Origin of the sequence: Kocuria sp. NPDC057446 (genome assembly GCF_042802875.1) — a bacterium.
In the GTDB taxonomy this organism is placed as follows: Bacteria; Actinomycetota; Actinomycetes; order Actinomycetales; family Micrococcaceae; genus Kocuria.
Window position 1 is genome coordinate 1 of record NZ_JBHVDI010000050.1, and the last position, 21167, is coordinate 21167.

At 75.4% G+C, this 21167-nt stretch carries 19 protein-coding genes; 13 read left to right on the plus strand and 6 right to left on the minus strand.

What is annotated here, in order from left to right:
• The first annotated feature begins 155 nt into the window (after window positions 1–155).
• On the plus strand, window positions 156–911 hold the full coding sequence (locus ACFU0Y_RS08235; RefSeq protein ID WP_380213989.1) for an ABC transporter ATP-binding protein: 756 nt from the start codon (window positions 156–158) through the stop codon (window positions 909–911).
• Window positions 908–2188, plus strand: a complete 1281-nt coding sequence (locus ACFU0Y_RS08240; protein WP_380213990.1) for an ABC transporter permease — start codon at window positions 908–910, stop codon at window positions 2186–2188. The genes ACFU0Y_RS08235 and ACFU0Y_RS08240 overlap by 4 nt, the downstream gene beginning before the upstream one ends.
• A 20-nt stretch (window positions 2189–2208) precedes the next feature.
• On the opposite strand, the gene ACFU0Y_RS08245 is transcribed toward ACFU0Y_RS08240, so the two are convergent.
• Both ACFU0Y_RS08245 and ACFU0Y_RS08250 read right to left on the minus strand, forming a co-directional pair.
• On the minus strand, window positions 2209–2514 hold the full coding sequence (locus ACFU0Y_RS08245; protein ID WP_380213991.1) for a DUF4193 domain-containing protein: 306 nt from the start codon (window positions 2512–2514) through the stop codon (window positions 2209–2211).
• Window positions 2515–2643: 129 nt separating this feature from the next.
• The gene (locus tag ACFU0Y_RS08250; RefSeq protein ID WP_380213992.1) at window positions 2644–3135 is read right to left on the minus strand and encodes a DUF3515 family protein; all 492 of its coding nucleotides are present in this window, start codon (window positions 3133–3135) and stop codon (window positions 2644–2646) included.
• A gap of 64 nt (window positions 3136–3199) precedes the next feature.
• On the opposite strand from ACFU0Y_RS08250, the gene thiL reads away from it, so the two are divergent.
• The 5 genes from thiL to ACFU0Y_RS08275 all read left to right on the plus strand — a co-directional run bounded on the left by thiL (window position 3200) and on the right by ACFU0Y_RS08275 (window position 9637).
• Window positions 3200–4300 carry a thiamine-phosphate kinase gene (gene thiL, locus ACFU0Y_RS08255; RefSeq protein WP_380213993.1) on the plus strand — a complete coding sequence of 367 codons (1101 nt, stop codon included), beginning with the start codon at window positions 3200–3202 and terminating at the stop codon, window positions 4298–4300.
• Window positions 4290–5249, plus strand: coding sequence for a DAK2 domain-containing protein (locus ACFU0Y_RS08260; RefSeq protein ID WP_380213994.1), 960 nt, complete (start codon window positions 4290–4292; stop codon window positions 5247–5249). Before thiL ends, ACFU0Y_RS08260 begins: the two co-directional genes overlap by 11 nt.
• Before the next feature lie 12 nt (window positions 5250–5261).
• Window positions 5262–7559, plus strand: a complete 2298-nt coding sequence (locus ACFU0Y_RS08265; protein WP_380213995.1) for an ATP-dependent DNA helicase RecG — start codon at window positions 5262–5264, stop codon at window positions 7557–7559.
• A gap of 64 nt (window positions 7560–7623) precedes the next feature.
• Window positions 7624–8223: a 16S rRNA (guanine(966)-N(2))-methyltransferase RsmD gene (gene rsmD / locus ACFU0Y_RS08270; RefSeq protein ID WP_380213996.1), complete on the plus strand. Its 600-nt coding sequence runs from the start codon at window positions 7624–7626 to the stop codon at window positions 8221–8223.
• 88 nt (window positions 8224–8311) lie between these two features.
• Window positions 8312–9637, plus strand: coding sequence for a UDP-glucose dehydrogenase family protein (locus ACFU0Y_RS08275; RefSeq protein ID WP_380213997.1), 1326 nt, complete (start codon window positions 8312–8314; stop codon window positions 9635–9637).
• A gap of 25 nt (window positions 9638–9662) precedes the next feature.
• On the opposite strand, the gene ACFU0Y_RS08280 is transcribed toward ACFU0Y_RS08275, so the two are convergent.
• A complete protein-coding gene (locus tag ACFU0Y_RS08280; RefSeq protein ID WP_380213998.1) occupies window positions 9663–10907 on the minus strand; it encodes an aminotransferase class I/II-fold pyridoxal phosphate-dependent enzyme in 1245 nt (414 codons plus the stop codon).
• A gap of 56 nt (window positions 10908–10963) precedes the next feature.
• On the opposite strand from ACFU0Y_RS08280, the gene coaD reads away from it, so the two are divergent.
• From coaD to mutM, 5 genes are all read left to right on the plus strand, one after another.
• Window positions 10964–11431 carry a pantetheine-phosphate adenylyltransferase gene (gene coaD, locus ACFU0Y_RS08285; protein ID WP_380213999.1) on the plus strand — a complete coding sequence of 156 codons (468 nt, stop codon included), beginning with the start codon at window positions 10964–10966 and terminating at the stop codon, window positions 11429–11431.
• Between the two features lie 170 nt (window positions 11432–11601).
• Window positions 11602–12114, plus strand: coding sequence for a YceD family protein (locus tag ACFU0Y_RS08290; RefSeq protein WP_380214000.1), 513 nt, complete (start codon window positions 11602–11604; stop codon window positions 12112–12114).
• A gap of 2 nt (window positions 12115–12116) precedes the next feature.
• A complete protein-coding gene (gene rpmF, locus ACFU0Y_RS08295; protein ID WP_031282896.1) occupies window positions 12117–12320 on the plus strand; it encodes a 50S ribosomal protein L32 in 204 nt (67 codons plus the stop codon).
• 5 nt (window positions 12321–12325) lie between these two features.
• Entirely contained in the window at window positions 12326–13024 is a 699-nt protein-coding gene (gene rnc, locus ACFU0Y_RS08300) for a ribonuclease III (protein WP_380214001.1), read from the plus strand.
• Window positions 13025–13044: 20 nt separating this feature from the next.
• Window positions 13045–13986, plus strand: a complete 942-nt coding sequence (gene mutM / locus ACFU0Y_RS08305; protein WP_380214002.1) for a bifunctional DNA-formamidopyrimidine glycosylase/DNA-(apurinic or apyrimidinic site) lyase — start codon at window positions 13045–13047, stop codon at window positions 13984–13986.
• A gap of 21 nt (window positions 13987–14007) precedes the next feature.
• On the opposite strand, the gene ACFU0Y_RS08310 is transcribed toward mutM, so the two are convergent.
• The 3 genes from ACFU0Y_RS08310 to ACFU0Y_RS08320 all read right to left on the minus strand — a co-directional run bounded on the left by ACFU0Y_RS08310 (window position 14008) and on the right by ACFU0Y_RS08320 (window position 19013).
• Window positions 14008–15189 (minus strand): NAD-dependent epimerase/dehydratase family protein, encoded by a 1182-nt coding sequence (locus ACFU0Y_RS08310; RefSeq protein ID WP_380214003.1) that lies wholly within the window; start codon window positions 15187–15189, stop codon window positions 14008–14010.
• The gene (locus ACFU0Y_RS08315) at window positions 15186–17852 is read right to left on the minus strand and encodes an alpha/beta fold hydrolase (protein WP_380214006.1); all 2667 of its coding nucleotides are present in this window, start codon (window positions 17850–17852) and stop codon (window positions 15186–15188) included. Before ACFU0Y_RS08315 ends, ACFU0Y_RS08310 begins: the two co-directional genes overlap by 4 nt.
• Window positions 17853–17987: 135 nt before the next feature.
• Window positions 17988–19013, minus strand: coding sequence for a 3-oxoacyl-ACP synthase III (locus tag ACFU0Y_RS08320; protein WP_380214004.1), 1026 nt, complete (start codon window positions 19011–19013; stop codon window positions 17988–17990).
• Window positions 19014–19310: 297 nt separating this feature from the next.
• Here ACFU0Y_RS08320 and ACFU0Y_RS08325 point away from each other — a divergent pair.
• The coding region (locus ACFU0Y_RS08325) for a chromosome segregation SMC family protein (protein WP_380214005.1) at window positions 19311–21167 on the plus strand (1857 nt) is incomplete at its 3' end.

Here is a 21167-nt window from a genome sequence, read left to right on the forward strand (position 1 = left end):
GCCGCCGGCGCCCCGGACGGCCGAGCCCCCGGCGCAGCACTAGTGGGGACACGGATCGGGTCGCCCCCACCGTTCACTTGCGCACATGATGGGGTGCGGGACGAGGTCCCACGGCGCCCGTCCGGGGGGACGGACGCTCCGACAGGGGGGATCCGATGACGTCCGCGGTGCTCGAGGCCGAGAGCCTGGTGAAGATCTACGGCCGGGGGGACACCCGCTTCGCGGCACTGCGGGGAGTGGACCTGCGGATCCGGCACGGGGAGTCCGTGGCCGTCGTCGGCAAGTCCGGCTCCGGCAAGTCGACGCTGATGCACCTTCTCGCGCTGCTCGACGCGCCGACCAGCGGCACGGTGTCCCTGGCCGGGACGCCTGCGGCGTCGATGACGGCCCGGGAGCTCAACGAGACGCGCAACGCCGCGTTCGGCTTCGTGTTCCAGCAGTTCTACCTGACCCCGGACCAGACGGTCCTGGACAACGTGGTCCTGCCGCTGCGGATCGCCGGCGTCCGTCCGGGGCCGCGCCGGCGCCGTGCCCTGGACGTGCTGGAGCGCCTGGAGGTCGCGGAGAAGGCCTCCAGCCGTGCCGCCGACCTGTCGGGCGGGCAGAAGCAGCGGGTCGCGATCGCCCGCGCCCTCGTCAACGACCCCTCGGTGATCTTCGCCGACGAGCCCACCGGCAACCTCGACTCGGCCACCGGGGCGGTGGTCCAGGACCTCCTGCTCGAGCTGCACCGGGAGCGGGGCATCACCCTCGTCGTCGTGACCCACGACGAGGACCTGGCCCGGCGCTGCGGCCGCCAGGTGCACCTGCGCGACGGCATGGTGGTGGACGCCCCCGCGCCCGCCGCCGGGCGGGGCACCGGCGGGGCGGACGACGACGTCGTCGTCGGAGCGGCCGGGGGCGCCCGGTGAGGTGGTCCGACCTGCTCGGCTCCGCGATCGCCAACACCCGGCGCGCCAGGATCCGCACCGCCCTGACCGTGCTCGCCGTCTTCATCGGTGCGTTCGCCCTGACCCTCACCTCCGGCATGGGCACCGGGGTCAACCGGTACATCGACGACACCGTGGCGGCGTTCGGCGACTCCGACGCCCTCTACGTGCAGAAGTCCCAGCCGCTGATCGAGCTGTCCTCCACCTCGGGACCGCGGGAGTACGACCCCGGCACCACGCGCATCCGGACGGGGTTCGGGGTGTCCTTCGAGGGGCTGAGCCCCGAGGACATCGCGGTCGTCGAGGGCATCGACGGGGTGCGCTCCGTGAAGCCGATGTACTCCGTGGCCCCCACCTACCTGGAGGCCTCCGACGGCAGCCGGTTCCAGCTCTCCCCGGGGATCCCCGTCGACGCCGTGGGCCTGCAGATGGTGGCCGGCGGGGCCCCGGAGGCCGGGCGGGACGAGATCGCTGTCCCGGACAGCTGGGTCGCGGACCTGGGCTTCGCCTCCGCGCAGGAGGCCGTCGGGGGCCGCGTCGACGTGGTGATGACCAACATGGCGGAGCAGGAGCGGGCGTTCCCGGCCACGATCTCCGGGGTGACCCAGGCCAGCCTGGTCGGGACCTCCCTGAACCCGATCCCCTCGGACTCCTTCAACGAGCGGCTCTACGACTACCAGGTCAGCGGCGCCCCGGAGGAGGTCCCGGAGAGCTTCGCGATGGCCACGGTCACGGTCGAGGACATGGCCCTGGCCCCCGCGATCCAGGAGCGGCTGGAGGCCGACGACATGATCGGGCTGACCGTGGAGGACCAGCTCGGCATGTTCCGCGCCGTCATCAACGCCATCGTGTGGATCCTCAACGCCTGCGCGGTCATCGCGCTCGTGGCCGCCGGTCTCGGCATCATCAACACGCTGCTGATGTCGGTGCAGGAGCGGACCCGGGAGATCGGCCTCATGAAGGCCATGGGCATGAGCGGGGGCCGGGTCTTCGGCCTGTTCTCCCTCGAGGCCGTCTTCATCGGGTTCCTCGGGGCGGTCGTGGGGGCCGTCACCGGCGTGGTCGGCGGCTCGGCGCTGAGCGCCGCGCTGTCCGGCGGGTTCCTGTCCGGGCTGCCGGGACTGTCGCTGTTCGCGTTCGAGTCGTGGCGGGTGGCGCTGATCGTGCTCTCCGTGATGGGGATCGCGTTGCTGGCCGGGACGGTGCCCGCCGTGCGGGCCGCCCGGAAGGACCCCATCGCCTCGCTGCGCCACGAGTGAGGGGGGCCCGGCCGGGTGTCTCAGCCCTCGCACTCGATGCAGTAGCGGGCGCCGTCCTGCTCGCGGGCGAGCTGGCTCCGGTGCCGGACCAGGAAGCACGACATGCAGGTGAACTCGTCCTCCTGCTCGGGGACCACCTGGATGAGCAGCTCCTCCTGGGAGAGGTCGGCCCCGGGCAGGTCGATGCCTTCGGCGGTGTCCGAGTCGTCGACGTCGATCGCCGGGCTCTGCGCGGTGGCGCTGCGCTGCGCCTGGATCACCTCGAGGGACTCGTTGGCGGGCTCGTCCTCGGGCTTGACGCGGGGCTCGTCGTAATCGGTGGCCACGGATGTGCCTCCTTCTGTGCGTGGTGCGGTCGGGCGTGTCCACGCCACAACCGGCCGGGACGGGGTGCTATTCCCGGGCCCGCGGGGAGACCCGGACGAGGGCGCGGGGGCCCCGGTCCGGCCGCCGGGTCACAGGCCCTCGACCGCGTCCTGGAGATCCAGGCACCGGCGCTCCGCCGGGATCTGCTCCACGGCGGAGCCCAGCTCCACGAGCAGGGTCGAGGACGCCACGGCGGCGCTGTCGAAGACCACCTCCACCGCCGGGTCCCGGCCGTAGGTGGTGGCGGTCCAGGTGCTCCCGTCCTCGTCCTCGCGGATCAGCCAGTCGACGTCGTTGACGGAGGAGCACGGGTCCGTGGTGGGCCCGGGCGGCGTCACGCCGCACCGCACGACGGCCGCCGTGGGCTCGCCGTAGGCCGTGGTGGCCTGGCTCGTGGTCTCCCGCCGGTCGTGCTCGCCGACGACCTCCGGCATGGCCAGCATGGCCGGGGCGCACCCCGGGTCGGCCGCGTTCTCGGCAGGGTCCACGGTCACGGCGGGGGAGCACCCCGCCAGGACCGCCACCAGGGCTGCCGCCCCCAGCAGGGCGCGGACGGATCGGGACGGGGAGGGCGAGGGCATGCCCCCAGCGTAATCCTCGAGGCGCCCCGTTCCCGCGTCCGGCGCCGTCGCTAGGATGAGCGCCATGACCCGACCCCCAGCGGAGCAGCCCCCCGTGCCCGATGCGCCGCCCGGAGCGGAGCCCACCGTCGGGGAGCTCTCCGAGTCGGAGCTGCTCGAGCGCGTGCTCCCGCTGCTCCAGCGCCCCGTCGACCCCGGGGCCGGGCAGGTGCTGCTGGGCCCCGGCGACGACTGCGCCGTGGTCGCGGCCCCGGACGGGCGGTACGTGATCACCACGGACACCCAGGTCCAGGACCAGGACTTCCGGCTCGTCTGGGCCGGCGGCACGGTCACCACCGGCTACGACACCGGGGTGAAGTGCGCGGCGCAGAACCTCGCCGACGTCGCCGCGATGGGCGCGGTCCCGTCGGCCGCGGTCGTCTCGCTCACCCTGCCGCCGGCGACGCCCGTGTCCTGGCCGCAGGACTTCGCCCGCGGCCTCGTGGCCGGCTTCACGGCCATGGGCGCGGAGCGCTGCGCCGTGGTCGGCGGGGACCTGGGCGCCGGCCGGGAGCTGTCCGTCACGGCCACGGTCACGGGCGACCTCGAGGGCCGGGACCCGGTGCGCCGCTCCGGTGCGGCGGAGGGCGGCACGGTGGCGCTCGCCGGGACCACCGGCCGGGCCGCCGCGGGCGTGGCGCTGCTCGAGGACCCGCGCTACCGAGCCGGGGAGGACGGGATCCTGGACGGCCTCGCCGCGGCGCAGCTGCGTCCCTGCGCGCCCGTGCCCGCCGGTCCCGCGGCCGCCCGCGCGGGGGCCACCGCGATGATCGACCTCTCCGACGGCCTGCTCCGCGACGCCGGGAGGGTCGCGGCGGCCAGCGGCGTCGTCGTCGACCTCGACGGCACGGCCGTGGCGGAGCTCGCCGAGCCGCTGCGCCCGGCCTCCCGGCTGCTCGGGGCGGACCCCCGCGACTGGGTGCTGACCGGGGGCGAGGACCACGGGCTGCTCGCCGTGTTCCCGCCGGGCGTCCCGCTGCCCGGTCTGTTCCGTGCGATAGGCTCGTGTGCGCCCGCGCCCCCCGCGCACGACGACACCCTTCCCCGGGTGCTGCTCGACGGACGAGCGCCGCACCTCGCCCTCGGGCACCCGGTCGGCGAAGGATGGGATCACTTTGAACCATAGGATCGGATCGAACGCGGCCGTCATGCGGCGGTGGCTCGACCTGGCCCACCGTGATCTCGTGCGCCACAGCCCGGTCCTCAACGCCCTCAACGTCTTCCCGGTCGCGGACGCCGACACCGGAACCAATCTCGCGACCACCGTGCGCGCCGCCGCCGAGGCCGCCGCCGTGCTCGAGACCGGCGACGTCGGCGAGCTGCTCTCCCTCGCCGGCCAGGCCGCCCTCGAGGAGGCCCGCGGCAACTCGGGCACCCTGTTCTCCGTCTTCCTCACCGCCGTGGGCCGCTCCCTCGAGGGGAGCACCCGGATGACCGCCGAGTCCGTGCGGCTGGCCCTGCACGCCGGCCACGTGCGCGCCTGGAGCGTGCTGACGGACCCCGTGGACGGGACCATGCTCTCCGTCCTGGAGGCGGCCGCCGCCGTCCCCGTGCCGCAGGGCGTGGAGGACGGGTCCAACCAGCAGCTCAAGGAGTTCCTGGCCGGCGTCAGCACCGCCGCCCGCGCCGCGGTCCTCGTCACCCCGGACCAGCTGGCGGTCCTGCGCGAGACCGGCACGGTCGACGCCGGAGCGCTGGGCATGCTCGTGGTCTTCGACGCGCTCGCGCGCACCGTGGGCGGGGACGACGCCGGCGACGAGAACGCCCTCGACGAGCTGATCGACGCCGCCGCGGCGCGGGCCGCCGGCGCCGGGGACGCCCAGCACGCGGTGCACGGCGGCGTGGAGGTGATGTGCACCGTGGAGCTCACACCACTGGACGCCGCGGAGCTGCGCCACGAGCTCAGCGAGGTGGGCACGAGCGTGATCATGAGCGCGGTGACCGAGACCGGGGACGGCTACCGGTGGCGGGTCCACGTGCACGTGCCGCGGCCCGAGGACGCCCTGACGGTGATCGGCGCCCGCGGCACGGCCGTCAACCTCACGGTGACCTCCCTGTCGGAGGCGGACGGATGAGGCGCTCCTGAGATGGCCCGAACCGACGGCGGCGGGGCGTTCCCCGACCCGGTCTCCGAGCTGGACCAGCCGCTGGCCCGGCTGCTGGGCCGGACCACGGCCGACCAGCTGGCCCGGCAGCTCTCCGTGTCCACCATCGGACAGCTGCTGGACCACTTCCCGCGCCGCTACATGCCGCGGGGCGAGCTCACCCCGTTCTCGGAGCTGCGCCTCGACCAGCAGGTGACCATCGTGGCCGAGGTGGTGCACACCTCCACCCGGCAGATGCGCTCCCGGCGCGGGTCCATCACGGACGTGGTGATCACCGACCGTGTCTCCGCCGACCCGCACCGGCTCTTCGCGGACGGGGACCCCGGCCCGAGCCGGACGATGCGGCTGAGCTTCTTCAACGCCTGGACCGCGGCCCGCGACCTGCCCCCGGGCACCCACGCCCTGTTCTCCGGGAAGGTCGGGCTCTACGACAAGGCCGTGACCATGACGAACCCGCACTACGCGATCCTCGACCCGGACGCCCCGGAGGCCGGGGAGTCCGCCGAGGAGCGCGCGGGCCGCCCCATCCCCATCTACCCGGCCACGGCCAAGCTGACCACGGACAAGATCGCCCGCGTCGTGCACTCCCTGCTGCCGGTCGTGGACTTCGGGGCGGTCCCCGACCCGCTGCCGGACGGGATCCGGGAGCGGGAGGGGCTCATGGGGCTCGAGGAGGCGTACTGGCAGGTCCACCGCCCCCGGGACACCCGCGCCCACGGGGAGGCGCGCCGCCGGTTCCGCTACCAGGAGGCGTTCCTGCTCCAGTGCGCCCTGGCCCGCCGCCGCGCCGAGCTGGCCGCGCACCCGACCACCGCCCGCCCGGGCGTCCCCGGTGGGATGCTCGCCCGGTTCGACGCCGGGCTGCCGTTCGAGCTCACCGCCGGGCAGCGCACCGTGGGGGAGGAGCTCGCCGCGGAGCTCGCCGGCTCCCGGCCCATGAACCGGCTGCTGCAGGGCGACGTGGGCTCGGGCAAGACGCTCGTGGCCCTCCGCGCGATGCTGCAGGTCGTGGACTCCGGGGCGCAGGCCGCGCTGCTGGCCCCCACCGAGGTCCTCGCCGCCCAGCACCACGGCTCGGTGCTGCGCTCCCTGGGTCCGCTCGCGCAGGCCGGCCAGCTCGGCGGGGACCCGGACGGCACGCAGGTCGTGCTGCTGACCGGGTCGATGGGCGCCGCGGCGCGCAAGCGGGCGCTGCTGCGGATCGCGTCGGGAGAGGCCGGGATCGTCATCGGCACCCACGCGCTGCTCTCCGAGGTCGTCCAGTTCGCCGACCTCGGGCTGGTCGTGGTGGACGAGCAGCACCGTTTCGGCGTCGAGCAGCGGGACCGGCTCCGGGACAAGGCCGGGCAGCCCCCGCACCTGCTGGTGATGACCGCCACCCCGATCCCGCGCACCGTGGCCATGACCGTCTTCGGGGACCTGGACGTCTCCGTCCTCGACCAGCTCCCGGCGGGCCGGCAGCCGATCGCCACCCACACCGTGGGGCTCGTGGAGCACCCGGGCTGGGAGCGGCGGCTGTGGCGGCGCGCCCGCGAGGAGATCGACGCGGGCCGCCAGGTCTACGTGGTCGCCCCCAAGATCGGCGACGACGACGGCCCCCCGCCGCACGCCACCCTCGCGGAGTCGGCCCTCGCCGCGGCGGCCGACGAGGACGAGTCCGAGGCGTCCATGGCGTCGGTCGCCTGGCTCGCGGAGCTCGTCGCGGCCGAGCCCGTCCTGGCGGGGGTGCGCGCCGAGGTGCTGCACGGCCGGCTCGACACGGACCGCAAGTCCCGGCTCATGGAGGAGTTCGCGGCGGGGGACGTGCAGCTGCTCGTCTGCACCACCGTGGTCGAGGTCGGGGTGGACGTGCCCAACGCCACGCTGATGATCATCGTCGACGCCGACCGGTTCGGCATCTCCCAGCTGCACCAGCTGCGCGGCCGGATCGGGCGGGGCGGTCACGCCGGGACGTGCCTGCTCGTCACCCGGCGCCCGGCCGAGCACCCCTCCCGGGAGCGGATCGACGTGGTGGCGGCCTCCACGGACGGCTTCGAGCTGGCCCGGGCGGACCTCGAGCTGCGCCGCGAGGGCGACATCCTCGGCGCGGCCCAGTCCGGGGGCCGCTCGACCCTGCGCCTGCTGCGGGCCCTCGACGACGCCGAGCTCATCGAGCGCGCCCGCCGGGACGCCGTGACGATCCTGGCCGAGGACCCGCAGCTGCTCGAGCACCCCGAGCTGGCCGAGGCCATCGAGCGCTATCTCGACCCGGACGCCGAGGCGTTCCTGGACCGGGGCTGAACCCCGTGCCACAGGGGACAGGGCCGCAGGGAACAGGGCCGCCGAGCACGGGGGAGGAGCACGCGTGAGCAGGATCATCGCCGGGGCCGCCGGGGGGCTGCGCCTGCAGTCCGTGCCGGGCCGGGACACCCGGCCCACGACCGACCGGGTCAAGGAGTCGCTCTTCGCTCGCCTCGAGGCGTGGGGCATGCTCCACGACGCGCGGGTCCTCGACCTGTTCGCGGGCTCGGGGGCCCTCGGCTGCGAGGCCGCCAGCCGCGGCGCGGCCGCCGTGACCCTCGTGGAGCGGCACGCGGGCGCGGCCCGGGTCTGCCGCGCCAACGCCGGGACGGTCCACCGGGCGCTCGGGCGCGACGACGTCGTCGCGGTCCGGCACGGGGCGGTCGGCGCCTACCTCGCGGATCCCGCCGAGGGGCCCTGGGACCTGGTGCTGGCCGATCCGCCCTATCCCCTGCCGGAGACGGAGCTCACCGCGGTCCTCGCGCCGCTGGCGGGCCGGCTGCGGGAGGGCGGGGTGCTCGTGGTCGAGCGCTCCACCCGGTCCCCGGAGCCCGCCTGGCCGGCGGGACTGCGCCGCTTCGAGCAGAAGCGGCACGGGGAGACCACCCTGTGGTTCGCCGAGACGGACGTCACATCGCCCGCCTCCCCCGGCGCGCCGGACTGACACCTGCGCCGTTGCGCCCACCCGCTTTGACAAGATTCGACAGGCAGCATCGAGCACGGGCACGGGCCCGGAGAGACGGAGGACGTCCATGAGGATCACGGTTCTGGGAACGGGCTACCTGGGGGCCACGCACGCCGCGTCGATGGCGGAGATGGGCTTCGAGGTGCTGGGGCTGGACGTGGACCCGGAGAAGGTCGACGCCCTGTCCCGCGGCGAGCTGCCCTTCCACGAGCCGGGCCTGGGCGAGCTGCTCCGCAAGCACGTGGGCACCGGCCGGCTTCGCTTCACCACCAGCTACGAGGAGGCCGGCGCCTTCGGCGACGTCCACTTCGTGGGCGTCGGCACCCCGCAGCGGGCCGGCTCCTTCGCGGCGGACATGCGCTACGTCGACGCCGCCGTCGGCTCGATCGCCGCGGCCGCCACGAAGAACTGCGTGATCGCGGGCAAGTCCACGGTTCCCGTGGGCTCCGCCCGCCGCCTGGCCGACCTCGCGAAGGCGTCGGCCCGTGACGGGGTGGACGTGTCCCTGGTGTGGAACCCCGAGTTCCTGCGCGAGGGCTACGCCGTGGAGGACACCCTCACCCCGGACCGGATGGTGCTGGGCTGCCAGGACCCGGCCGCCGAGGCCGTGATGCGCCGGGTCTACGCCCGTCAGCTGGACGCCGGCGTCCCGCTGATCGTCACCGACCTCGAGACCGCCGAGCTCGTCAAGGTCGCGGCCAACGCCTTCCTGGCCACCAAGATCTCCTTCATCAACGCCCTGTCGGAGCTCACCGAGGCCGTCGGCGGGGACATCCGCACCCTGGCCGACGCGATCGGACTCGACGAGCGGATCGGGCGCAAGTTCCTCAACGCCGGGGTGGGCTTCGGCGGTGGCTGCCTGCCCAAGGACATCCGGGCCCTGCGGGCGCGGGCGGCGGAGCTCGGCGTGGAGCAGTCCGTGCGCTTCCTGGCCGAGGTCGACGACATCAACGTCCGCCGCCGCGGCCACACGGTGGAGACGGTCACCCAGATGCTCGGCGGCTCCGTGGTGGGCAAGCACGTGGCCGTGCTCGGGGCGGCCTTCAAGCCCGACTCCGACGACGTCCGCGACTCCCCGGCCCTGGACATCGCCGCCCGGCTGCACTCGATCGGCGCGGAGGTCGCCGTCTACGACCCCAAGGCCAACGCCAACGCCGCCAAGCGCTACCCGCGGCTGGACTACGTCGACTCCCTCGAGGCCGCCGTGACCGGCGCCGAGGTCGTCCTGCTGCTGACCGAGTGGGCGGAGTTCCGGACGATGTCCCCGGAGCAGCTCGACCCGCTGGTGGCGGTCCCGCAGATCCTCGACGGCCGCAACGTGCTCGACCCCGAGCGCTGGACCGCGGCGGGCTTCACCTACCGGGCCCTCGGCCGCCGGGCGCTCTCCGTCTGAGCCCGCCCCGCCGGCGCGGGCCGCCTCAGCCGGCCAGCTGCCGCGCGGCCTGCTCCAGGACGTCCAGGCGCTTGCCGAACGAGAAGCGCATCCAGGAGGCGTACGCCTCCCGGTGCTCCGCGGAGGCGAGGGCGGGCACCGGCACCCCCACCACGCCCGCCCGCTCGGCCAGCACCGGGGCCAGGTGCACCGCGTCCTCGACCCCGTACCGCTCGCACAGCCCGCGCACGTCCGCCACGACGAAGAACGTGCCCTGCGGCTCGAACGGCTCCGCCCCCGCGGCGGTCAGACCCCGCACGAGCACGTCGCGGCGCCGCCGGAAGTCCTCGGTGAGCTGCTCGAAGAAGCCGCCGGGCAGGCCGAGGGCGGTGGCCGCCCCGATCTGCAGCGGTGTGGCCGCGCTGTGCGTGAGATAGGCCTTGGTGGCGCGCACGGGGCCCACCAGGTGCGCCGGTCCGCTGACCCAGCCGACGCGCCAGCCCGTGGCCGAGAAGGACTTGCCCACGGAGGAGACGGTGAGGGTCCGCTCGAAGGCCTCCGGCAGCGCGGCGAGGGGGCGGTGCCCGCCGGCGTAGCGCAGGTGCTCGTAGACCTCGTCGGTCACCACCACGCAGTCGTGCTCGGCGGCGAGGGCGGCCACGCGGGCCAGGACGGCGTCGTCGAACACGGTCCCGGTGGGGTTGTGGGGGTCGTTGAGGATCACCATGCGGGTGCGGGGCCCGAAGGCGGCGGCGAGGCGGTCGAGGTCGGGGGAGAAGCGCGGCGGCTCGAGGGGGACCGTGACCAGCCGCGCGCCGGCGAACTCCACGACGGCGCCGTAGAGGTCGTAGTGCGGCTCGAAGACCACGACCTCGTCGTCGGGGCGCAGGAACGCGAGCAGGCTCGCGGCCAGCCCCTCGGACGCGCCCACGGTCACGACCACCCCGGAGCCCGGGTCCACGTCGATCCCGTAGAAGCGCCGCTGGTGCCCGGCGACGGCCTCCTGCAGCAGCGGCAGCCCGGCGACCGGGGAGTACTGGTTGCCGCCGCCGTGCAGCGCGGCCGCCGCGGCGTCGAGCATCTCCGGCGGTCCGTCGACGTCCGGGAAGCCCTGGCCCAGGTTCACGGCGCCCGTCCGGGCGGCCAGCCGCGACATCTCCTCGAAGATTGTCCCGGAGAGCTCCCCGGCGCCGGTCAGCAGACCGCCCCCGCGGGCCATGCGCTCCCACGGGGCGCCGGACAAGGAGCCGGACGGGGGCGCGGGCGGGACGGCGGCATCGGTGGCATCCATGGCGGCCAGTCTAGGGTTCCGCGGCCACGGCCGGGGGCGCCCCTAGGATGGCACCCATGCACCGAGCGATCTGCCCCGGCTCCTTCGACCCCCTGCACAACGGCCACCTGGAGGTCGTCGCGCGCGCCGCGGCGCTCTTCGACGAGGTCGTCGTCGCCGTGTCCACGAACCCGCACAAGCGCTACCGGTTCGACGCGGACCGGCGGCTGGCCCTGGCCGAGGAGAGCCTCGCGGGCGTCGCCGGCGTCGTCGTCGAGCCCATGGGCGCCGGCCTGCTCGCGGAGTACGCGGCGCAGCGCGGGGCGGTGGCCCTGGTCAAGGGGCTGCGCTCGGGGGAGGACTACGAGTACGAGGTGCCGATGGCCACCATGAACCGCCACCTCACGGGGGTGGAGACGGTCTTCCTGCCCGGGGACCCCCGGTTCCTGCACCTGTCCTCAACGCTCGTGAAGGAGGTGCACGGACTCGGCGGCGACGTCGGCGGGTTCGTGCCGGCGCCCGTGCTGCGGGCCCTGCAGGGCTGAGGACGGCGGGTCCCCGCCCGGCGCGCCCGGGCCCGTCCGTTTGAGAACGCGCGGCACGGCACGCTACCATGGTCCGTCGGTCAGAATTTCACCAGGAGTCAGTCATCAGTCGCGAGAACAGTTCGCCCCTCACCATCGGTGTCCGGGACCTCGAGCACCGCCCGGGGACGATGCGACGCCTGGAGGAAGTTGTGCCCGCGCCGAAGAACTTCGGCAACGCACTCATCGGCGCCCCGGAGGGCTCGGACATCGACCTGGACCTCCGGCTGGAATCCGTCCACGACGGGATCCTGGTGTCCGGCACGGCCGTCGTGGCCATCCACGGCGAGTGCAGCCGGTGCCTCGACCCGATCGACTACGATCTGGACGTCGACGTGCAGGAGCTCTACGTCTTCGACCCCGCCGCCGACGGCGGGGAGGAGTCCGAGGACGACCAGATGTATGACGTTCAGGACGAGACCATCGACCTCGAACCCATGCTTCGGGACGCAGTGATCACGCAGCTGCCGTTCCAACCGGTGTGCCGGGAGGACTGCCAGGGATTGTGCGCCCAGTGCGGCGCGCGCCTGGAGGACGACCCGGGTCACCACCACGAGGTGCTCGATCCTCGCTGGAGCGCCCTGTCGGGGCTGCTCGAGCAGGACACCTCGACCCAGACGACCGAACCGAGAGAAGAGAGATAGCCGTGGCTGTTCCGAAGCGGAAAATGTCCCGTGCCAACACCCGTGCACGCCGTTCGCAGTGGAAGGCGACCGCGCCCAAGCTGGTCAAGACCGTCGAGAACGGCAAGGTCACCTACAGCCTGCCCCACCAGGCCAAGGTCGTGACCGACTCCGCCGGGACCGCGCTGTTCCTGGAGTACAAGGGCCGCAAGGTGGCCGACGCCTGACCACGGTGACTCCCACCGCGAACCCTCAGGACCTGCTGGAGCGTCTCGGCGTCGACATCGACGCCGGGACGCTTCGTCTTGCCCTGACCCACCGGTCCTACGCGTACGAGCACGAGGGCCAGGGCCACAACGAGCGGCTCGAGTTCCTGGGGGACTCGGTGCTGGGCCTCGCGGTCACCGACGAGATCTTTCACCGCTACCCCGACGACTCGGAGGGCAACCTCGCGAAGATGCGCTCGGCCGTGGTGAGCACCCGCACGCTCGCCGACCTCGCCCGCGCCCTCGACGTGGGCCCGCACATCCGCCTGGGCAAGGGCGAGGTGCGCACGAACGGCCACGAGAAGGCCTCGATCCTCGCCGACACCATGGAGGCGCTGATCGGCGCCGTGTACGTGAGCTCCGGGCTCGACGCGGCCCGCGCGTTCGTGCTGCGGCTCGTGGTGCCGCTGCTGGAGGACGGCTTCGTGATGAGCGAGGGCCGGGACTGGAAGACCGAGATCCAGGAGCTCGCGGCGGCCCGCTCGATGGGCCCCGTCCGCTACGCCGTGGAGGGCACCGGACCCGACCACGACCGCCGCTACGAGGCCCACGTGCTCGTCGGCGGTCAGGACCACGGCACCGGGACCGGGACCACCAAGAAGGAGGCCGAGCGCACCGCCGCGGCGCAGGCCTACGCCACCCTGGTGGCCCGCCGCGGTGGCTGAGCGCTCGCCCCGGAGCGCCCGTGCCTGAGCTTCCCGAGGTCGAGGTCGTCCGCCGCGGCGTGGAGCGCTGGGTGGTCGGCCGCCGGATCGAGTCCGTGCAGGTCCTGGACCCGCGCTCGGTGCGCCGCCACGAGGCCGGCCCCGTCGCCTTCGCCCAGGAGCTCGACGGCGCGGTGGTGGCCGACGCCGTGCGCCGCGGCAAGTTCCTGTGGCTGCCCCTGACCGGCACGGACGGCGCCCCGCCCCGGGAGGCCCTGCTGGTGCACCTGGGGATGAGCGGACAGCTCCTCGTCAAGGACGCCGGGCTGCCCGACGAGAAGCACCTGAAGGTGCGGCTGGAGCTCTCGGAGCGGCCCGGCACCCCGGCGGAGCTGCGCTTCGTGGACCAGCGGATCTTCGGCGGCATGCTCCTCGACCGGCTCGTGCCCACCGACGACGGCGCCACGGGCGGCCGCTCCGCCGCGGGGGCGCCGCTGGTGCCCGCCCGGGCCGCCCACATCGGACGGGACCCGCTGGACCCGGCCTTCGACGCGGAGCGGTTCCACGACCGGCTGCGCCGGCGCCGGACCGGGCTCAAGCGCGCGCTGCTGGACCAGTCGCTGGTCTCGGGGATCGGCAACATCTACGCGGACGAGGCCCTGTGGCAGGCACGCCTGCACTGGGCCCGGCCCACCGACACGCTCCGGCGGCCCGAGACGCTGCGCGTCCTCGCGGCCGTCCGCGAGGTCATGGACCGTGCCCTCGCGGCCGGCGGGACGAGCTTCGACTCCCTCTACGTCAACGTCAACGGGGAGTCGGGGTACTTCGCCCGCTCCCTCAACGCCTACGGCCGGGCCTCGCTGCCCTGCCCGCGCTGCGCGGGCGAGGGGCGCAGCGCCCTGATCGTGCGGGAGCAGTTCATGAACCGCTCCTCCTACCGCTGCCCGCTCTGCCAGCGCACGCCCCGCAACGCCCGGTTCTGACCGCGCGCCCCGCGGTGCGGGTCAGGACGCCCCGGCGGCCGTGGACCCGGTGGCGGGCATCGGGGCGTCGTGGGCGCCCCGCGGGTGGGTCCGGTAGTACTCGGCCAGCCGCGCCATGCCCTCCTCGACCGTCACGGACGGCGTCCAGTCGAGGACCTCCCTGGTGGTCTGCTGCTCGAACCAGTGGGCCGTGGACATCTGCTCGGCCAGGAAGGCCGTCATCGGCGGCTCGTCGGCGCCCGGGCGCAGCGCCCACACCTTCTCGATGACGGCGCCCGCCAGGCGGGCCACCGCGCCCGGGACCCGACGCGTCGGCGGCTCGACCCCGGCCGCCCGGCAGAAGCCCGCCACGAGCTCGCCCACGGTGCGGGGCTGGCCGTTCGTGACCACCAGCGCCTGGCCGTGCGCCCACTCGATCCGCTCCAGCGCGCGCACGATCGCCTCGGCCGCGTTGTCGACGTAGGTGGTGTCGATCAGCGCCGCGCCGTGGTCGAGCAGCGGCAGCCGTCCCCTGGCCGCGCGGTCGACGATCCGCTCCACGAGCTGGGTGTCCCCGGGGCCCCAGACGATGTGCGGGCGCACGGCGGTGACGCGCAGCCCGCGGCCGTCCGCCTCGAGCGCGAGCAGCTCGGCCGCGGCCTTGGACCGGGCGTAGTTGCCGCGGGCGTGCACGGGGTCGGCGGTCCGGGCGGGCTCGCCCACCAGGGAGTCGCCGGTGTGGGCCACCGACGGCGAGGAGACGAACACCACGTGGTCCACACCGGCCCGCCGCGCGGTCTCCAGGACCACCCGGGTGCCGGTGACGTTGGTCAGCACGAACTCGTCCCAGTCCCCGGCGAAGGAGACCTTGGCGGCGAGGTGGACGACGTCGTCGACGCCCTCCATGGCCCGCGCGACGGCCTCCGGGTCGGACACGGAGCCCAGCACCTCCTCGACGTTGGGCTGGTCCGCCAGCGGCGCGTGCCGGCGCTGCAGCAGCCGGACCGTCCAGTGCCGGGCGGCGAGCAGCCGGGCCACGTGCTCGCCGAGCATCCCGGAGGCCCCGGTGACCAGCACCGTCCGCCCCCGGCCGTCCAGCTCCTCCCGCCCGCGCGCCACCTCGTGGCTGCCGGTGCCGGCCGGGGCCGCGCCCTCCGTCACGGAGGCGTCGTAGGCGGGGACCTTGTCGTCGTGCGTGCCGTCCTGGCGGTGGGTGCCGTTCACGGGTTCCTGATCCTTCCTCCGGCCAGGGCGTTGTCCGCCCATCCGGCCAGCAGGGCTCGGTCGATCTTGGAGTTGTGCCGGATGTCGGTGGGGTGCTCGGGGAGCACGAGCACGGCCGCGAGGTCCAGGCCCGTCGCCTCGCGCACGGCGGCGCGCACGGCGCCGGAGAGCGCCGGGCCGGCCGGGCCGGGGCGCCGGGCCGGGGGGACGGTCTCCACGACGGCCACGGGGACCTGCGTGCCCGCCGGGCCCACGCCGACCACGGCGGCGCGGCCGACCCCGGGCACGGTCTGCGCCGCGTGCTCCGCGGCGACCGGCGTCAGCACGCCGCCGGCGGCGACCAGGATGTGGGCGAGACGTCCCTCGACCCACAGCCGCCCGGCGGCGTCGACGTGCCCGACGTCCCCGGTGCGGTGCCAGCCGGGCAGCTGGGTGCTGAGGTGCTCGGTGTACCAGAGCCGGTCGTAGCGGTCCTTGACGTGCGGGGCGCGGGCGACGATCTCGCCGGTGACCCCGGGCTCCGTCGTGATCTCGTCCCCGGCGGTGCCGTCCGGGCGCAGCGCGGTGACCCCGAGCTCGGCGCCGTGCACGGCGGTGCCCACGCAGACTCCGTTGCCGGCGCCGGCCACGGCGGAGCCCGCGCTGTCCCGGGCGGCCTCCCGGATGGTCCCGAGGGTCACGTCCGTCAGGGGCAGCCCCTCGGTCATCCCGTACGGGGTGTGCAGCGTGGCCGCGGGCACGAGCTCCTGGAGCTCCGCCAGCAGCGGCTCCGGCAGGGGCGCCCCGGCCGAGAGCACGAGCTCCACCAGCTCGAGCGCCCGCCGCTGCCCCTCGTCCAGCTCGTGGCGGGTGGCGAGGACGTTGGCGATCGCGGCGGGGGAGAGGAACACCGCGGTGGCCCCGATCGCCGCGGCCGCGTCGGCCAGGGCGCGGGCGGTGAGGGTCTTCGGGGCGGTCACGTCCATGTCCGGGGTGACCGAGGTGGTCCCCATGGCGGGACCCAGCAGCGCGAACGGCGCGAAGCCCGCCACGAGCCCCGTGCCCGCGCTCAGCCCGTACGTGCCGCGGACGGCGTCCCGCATGGCGGAGAGCTGGCGGTGGGTGTAGACGACGCCCTTGGCGGGGCCCGTGGACCCCGAGGTGAACAGCACCGCGGCGTCGGCGTCCGGGTCCGGTGCGGGCAGGTCCGGGCGCGGGGCGGACGCGAGCAGCCCGGGGACGTCGTGCGCCACGCCGAGGGCGCGGCGGGACACGGGGTCGAGGGCCTCGAGGGAGATCCGGGTGCCCGGCCAGCCGAGGGCCCGGCCGGCGACGAGTGCCCGGCGGATGCCCACGAGCCACGCCGGGGCGGCGCCCCGCAGCGCGCGGGTGAGGCCCTTGGGGCCCAGGCCGGAGTCCGCCACGACGACGACGGCGCCCAGGCGCAGGCACGCGTAGAGCAGCGCGGTCAGATCGGAGCCCGGCGGGACCATGAGGCTCACGCGGTCCCCGGGGCGCACGCCGATGCCGCTGAGCCCGGCGGCGAGACGGTCCACGCGGTCGGCGAGCTCCGCCCAGCTCAGGCTCGCCCGCACCGGCGCCCCCGCGGACGCGGGCGCCATGTCCACCACGGCGACCCCCGGGTCGGCCCGCCGGGCGTCCAGCTCGGCGGGGAAGGGGACGTGCTCGCCGCGGGACGTGGCGCGCCGCTGCACGTGCAGCTCGCGGCGGCGGGGGGCGGGGCCGAACCGGTCGGCGAGCCAGGCCATGACCGGCGTGGCGACGTCCCGGTCCTCGGGCAGCAGGTGCAGGGCGCCCTCGTAGCGGTGGACGTCGGCGTGCGGCATGCGGCGCACGAGGTCCTGCAGGTAGCGCTCCTGGAACACGGGGTCGCCGATGCCCCAGAGCAGCAGGGCGGGCACCTCGCGGGCGGCCACGCCGGCCGCGATCTGCTCGTAGCGGGCGTGGGAGGGGTGGTCCGGGGCCACGGGGATGTCGGCCACGAAGTGGCGGATCGCCTCGCGCCGGGCGTGCGTGGCGTAGGGCGCGCGGTAGGCCGCCCGCACCTCCCGGGACAGGGACGGGTCGGCGAGCGCCAGGGCCACGTCGAGGAAGCTCGTGGTCCGCTCCGTGAGCAGACCGTGGGCGGCCGGGGCCAGCGCGAGCCGCAGGGAGGCGGGGATCTGCTCGGCGTCGTCGTGGTGGACGGCGGTGTTGGTGAGGACGGTCGCGCGGTGGACGTCCGGGTGCTCCAGGGCCCAGCCGGAGGACACGAGCCCACCCCAGTCGTGGGCGAGCGTCACGACGGGCCCGTCGCTCGCGTCCAGGCCGAGCTCGGCCGTGAGGTCGCCGAGGTCGCGGACCCGGTCGTCGAGGCGGCGGAAGAGCCCGGTCCGCTCGGAGAAGCCCATGTCGAGCTGGTCCACGGCCACGACCCGCCAGGGGTTCGCCGGATCCGTCCCGGCGGCGAGGACGTCCCGCCACAGGTAGGACCAGGTGGGGTTGCCGTGCACGGCGAGGACCGTGCCCCGCGGGGTGAGCCCGGCGGCCTCCAGGGAGGCGGCGTTGTCGAGGACGTGCCAGCGGCGCCGCCGGCCGGGGACGGGCTCGACGGGAGCGGTCGAGGCCACCGTGACCGTCCGGGACCAGGCCGGGTCCACCCCGGGCAGGGGCACCTCCGTCATCGGCAGCCGCGCCGCGTCCGGCCCTCCGGGTCGCGGGGTCGTGGACGGTCGTGTGCGTGCCATGGTCGTGGGGCTCCTCGAAGCTGTGTCTCGTGCGGGGGCGTCTCGTGCGGGGCGCGGCTCAACGCCGGCGGGTCACCAGTCGATCTCCATGTAGGTCGCGTTGAGCCCGGAGCCCACGCCCAGCAGCAGCACGCGCTCCTCGGGCCGGAGCCGCTCGGCCTCCAGCGCAAGGGTCATCGGCAGCGCGGCGGCGGCGACGTTGCCCCAGAACGGGAAGGTCAGCGGGAACCTCTCGGGGTCGATCCCGACGTCCTGGAACAGCTTGTTGGTGTGGGACATGGAGACCTGGTGGCCGATGTAGCGGTCCATCTCCGCCCAGTCCCAGCCGTCCTCGTGCGCGTCGCGCCACGCGTCCGCGAGCAGCCCCACGCCGTGCTTGAGCAGTCCCGTGGCGTCGGTGTACATGCCGTCGAAGCCGCCGATGCACAGCCCGTGGTGCTCGGTCGCGGACCGGGTCACGGAGCCCGCGATCCGGTGCCCCTCCGGGTGCCGGTCCGCGGGGCCGACCACGGCGGCGGCCGCGCCGCAGCCGAGGGTCAGGGTCGCGAACTCGCGCACCACGTCCGCCCGGGTCACGTCCGGGTGCTGCAGCCGCTCGTACGTCTCGCGGTGCCAGGGGGTCGGGTCCTCGCCGGCGACGACGACGGCGTAGTCGATCGCGCCCGAGTCGATCATCGTGGAGGCGATCGTGAGCCCGTTGACGAAGCCCAGGCACGCGTTGGTGACGTCGAAGTTCAGGGCCGAGGGGGGCAGACCGAGCCGGTGGTGCACGGAGACCGAGACCGCGGGCTCGTACCCGTCGCGGGTCACGGAGGCGTTGATCAGCAGCCCCACCTGCTCCGGCTGCACCCCTGCCCGGGCCAGGGCCGCCTCGCCCGCCTCCACGGCGCCGTCGGTGAAGTGGCGTCCGGGGGCCCAGACGCGGCGCTCGTTGACACCCGCGAGCCGTTGGAGCAGGCCCTTCGGCATCTTGAGCCGGGCGAACGTGTCCGCCAGGACCTCGTCGGCGTGGGACGAGGGCACCACCTCGTCGGCCTCGACCTTGGTGATGGCCAGGAGGGCGGCGTTGCGGTGGCGGATCGAGGAATTACCGGTCAAGGTCTCTGGCTTTCGTTAGGGTCTCGCCGCCGCCCCGGCCCGCCCGCGGAGGGCGCGGTCGCAGGGAGCGCGGGTCGTGCTGGTCGCGGTCAGTCTACCGGCCGGTTCCACGGCCGCGGCCCGGGCCGGGTCGTTTCTCTGTAGGCTGATCATCCGCTCCGTCCGTCCGGGCCGGGGGCGGACCGCCGCCCGCCGCCCGCAGCGCGGCCGGCCCCGCGGCCACGGCGGCGTCCGGGGGCCCGAGTACAGTGGGGACGACCCCCGCCCGCCACGCCCACCCCAGGAGACCGGACACCCGTGCACCTGAAGACCCTGACCGTGCGGGGGTTCAAGTCCTTCGCCTCGGCCACCACCTTCGAGTTCGAGCCCGGGGTCACCGCCGTGGTGGGCCCCAACGGCTCGGGCAAGTCCAACGTGGTGGACGCGCTGGCGTGGGTGATGGGGGAGCAGGGCGCGAAGTCCCTGCGCGGCGGGAAGATGGAGGACGTCATCTTCGCCGGCACCGCCGGCCGGGCCCCGCTCGGCCGGGCCCACGTGTCGCTGACCATCGACAACGCCGACGGCGCGCTGCCCATCGAGTACTCCGAGGTCACGATCTCCCGCACGCTCTTCCGCGCCGGGGGCTCCGAGTACGCGATCAACGGCCGGCCGTGCCGGCTGCTGGACATCCAGGAGCTGCTCTCCGACTCCGGGCTCGGCCGCGAGATGCACGTCATCGTGGGCCAGGGCCAGCTCGACCGCATCCTGCACGCCACCCCCGAGGAGCGCCGCGGCTTCGTCGAGGAGGCGTCGGGGATCCTCAAGCACCGGCGCCGCAAGGAGCGGACGCTGCGCAAGCTGGACGCGATGCAGGCGAACCTCGACCGGCTCGAGGACCTCACCGGCGAGATCCGCCGCCAGCTCACCCCGCTCGGCCGCCAGGCCCGCACGGCCCGCCGGGCCCAGCGGATCCAGCACGACGTCCGCGACGCCCGGGCCCGGCTGCTGGCCGACGACCTCGTGCAGGCGCGCACGGGCCTGGCCGTGGACGAGGACGCCGAGCGCCGGCTGCGCGCCGAGCGTGCCGAGGCCGAGCAGGCCCTCGACACCGGCCGCGCCCGCCAGGCGGAGGTCGAGACCCGCGCCGCCGCGGCGACGCCCGCCCTCAACGCCGCGCGGGACACGTGGTACCAGCTCAGCGCCGTGCAGGAGCGCTGCCGGTCCCTGGCCTCGCTCGCCGCCGAGCGGCGCCGGCTGCTCGGTGCGGCCGCCGAGCCCGCGGAGCCGGGACGGGACCCGGACCGGCTCGACGCCCAGGCGGCCCGCACCCGGGAGGAGCAGCACCAGCTCCTCGAGCAGGTCGAGGACGCCGTCGACGCCCTCGCCGAGGCCATCCAGGAGCGCGAGGACGCGGAGGACGCGGCACGGGAGCAGGACGCCGTGGTCACCGGCCTGCTCCGCGCGGCCGCCGACCGCCGGGAGGGAGCGGCGCGGCTCACCGGCGCGGTCGCGGCGGCCCGCTCGCGGGTGGAGGCGGCCGAGAACGAGCTCTCCCGCCTGCACACCACCCACGCGGACGCCGGGCGGCGCCGGGTGGCGGCGGGCACCGAGGCCGACGGCCTGGCGCTCGCGGCCCGGGACGCGGCCGGCGCCGCCGAGCGGGCCCGCGCCCGGCACGAGGAGGACGCCGCGGCCGCCGCGGAGGCCCGCGCCGCCGCGCGGGAGGCGGAGGCCGCGGCGCAGGAGCTGCTGCGCGCCCACGACGCCCAGCGCGCCCGCGCCGAGACCCTGCGCGCCGCGCTTCGCCAGCCCGACGGCTCCGCGGCGGTCCTCGACCGGCACGCCGACGCCGTGCTCGGGGCCGTCGTCGACCTCCTCGACGTCGAGCCCGGCTGGGAACGGGCGGTGACCGCGGCCATGGGTCCCTTCGCCGAGGCCCTCGCCGTGCGCTCCCACGGCGCGGCCGTCTCCGTCTTCGAGTCCCTGCGCGCCGAGGGCGTGGGTCGCGTCCACCTGCTCGTCGCCGGCTCCGGCGCGGGCCGGTCCGGCCCGGCCCCGGCGGTGCCCGACCGGCCCGGGGTCCGGCCGGCCGGGTCCGTGCTGCGGACCGGCGGGGGCACCGGCCCGGACGGCGACGACGGCGGGCGCGGCGCCGGCGCCGGCCGGGCCCTGCGC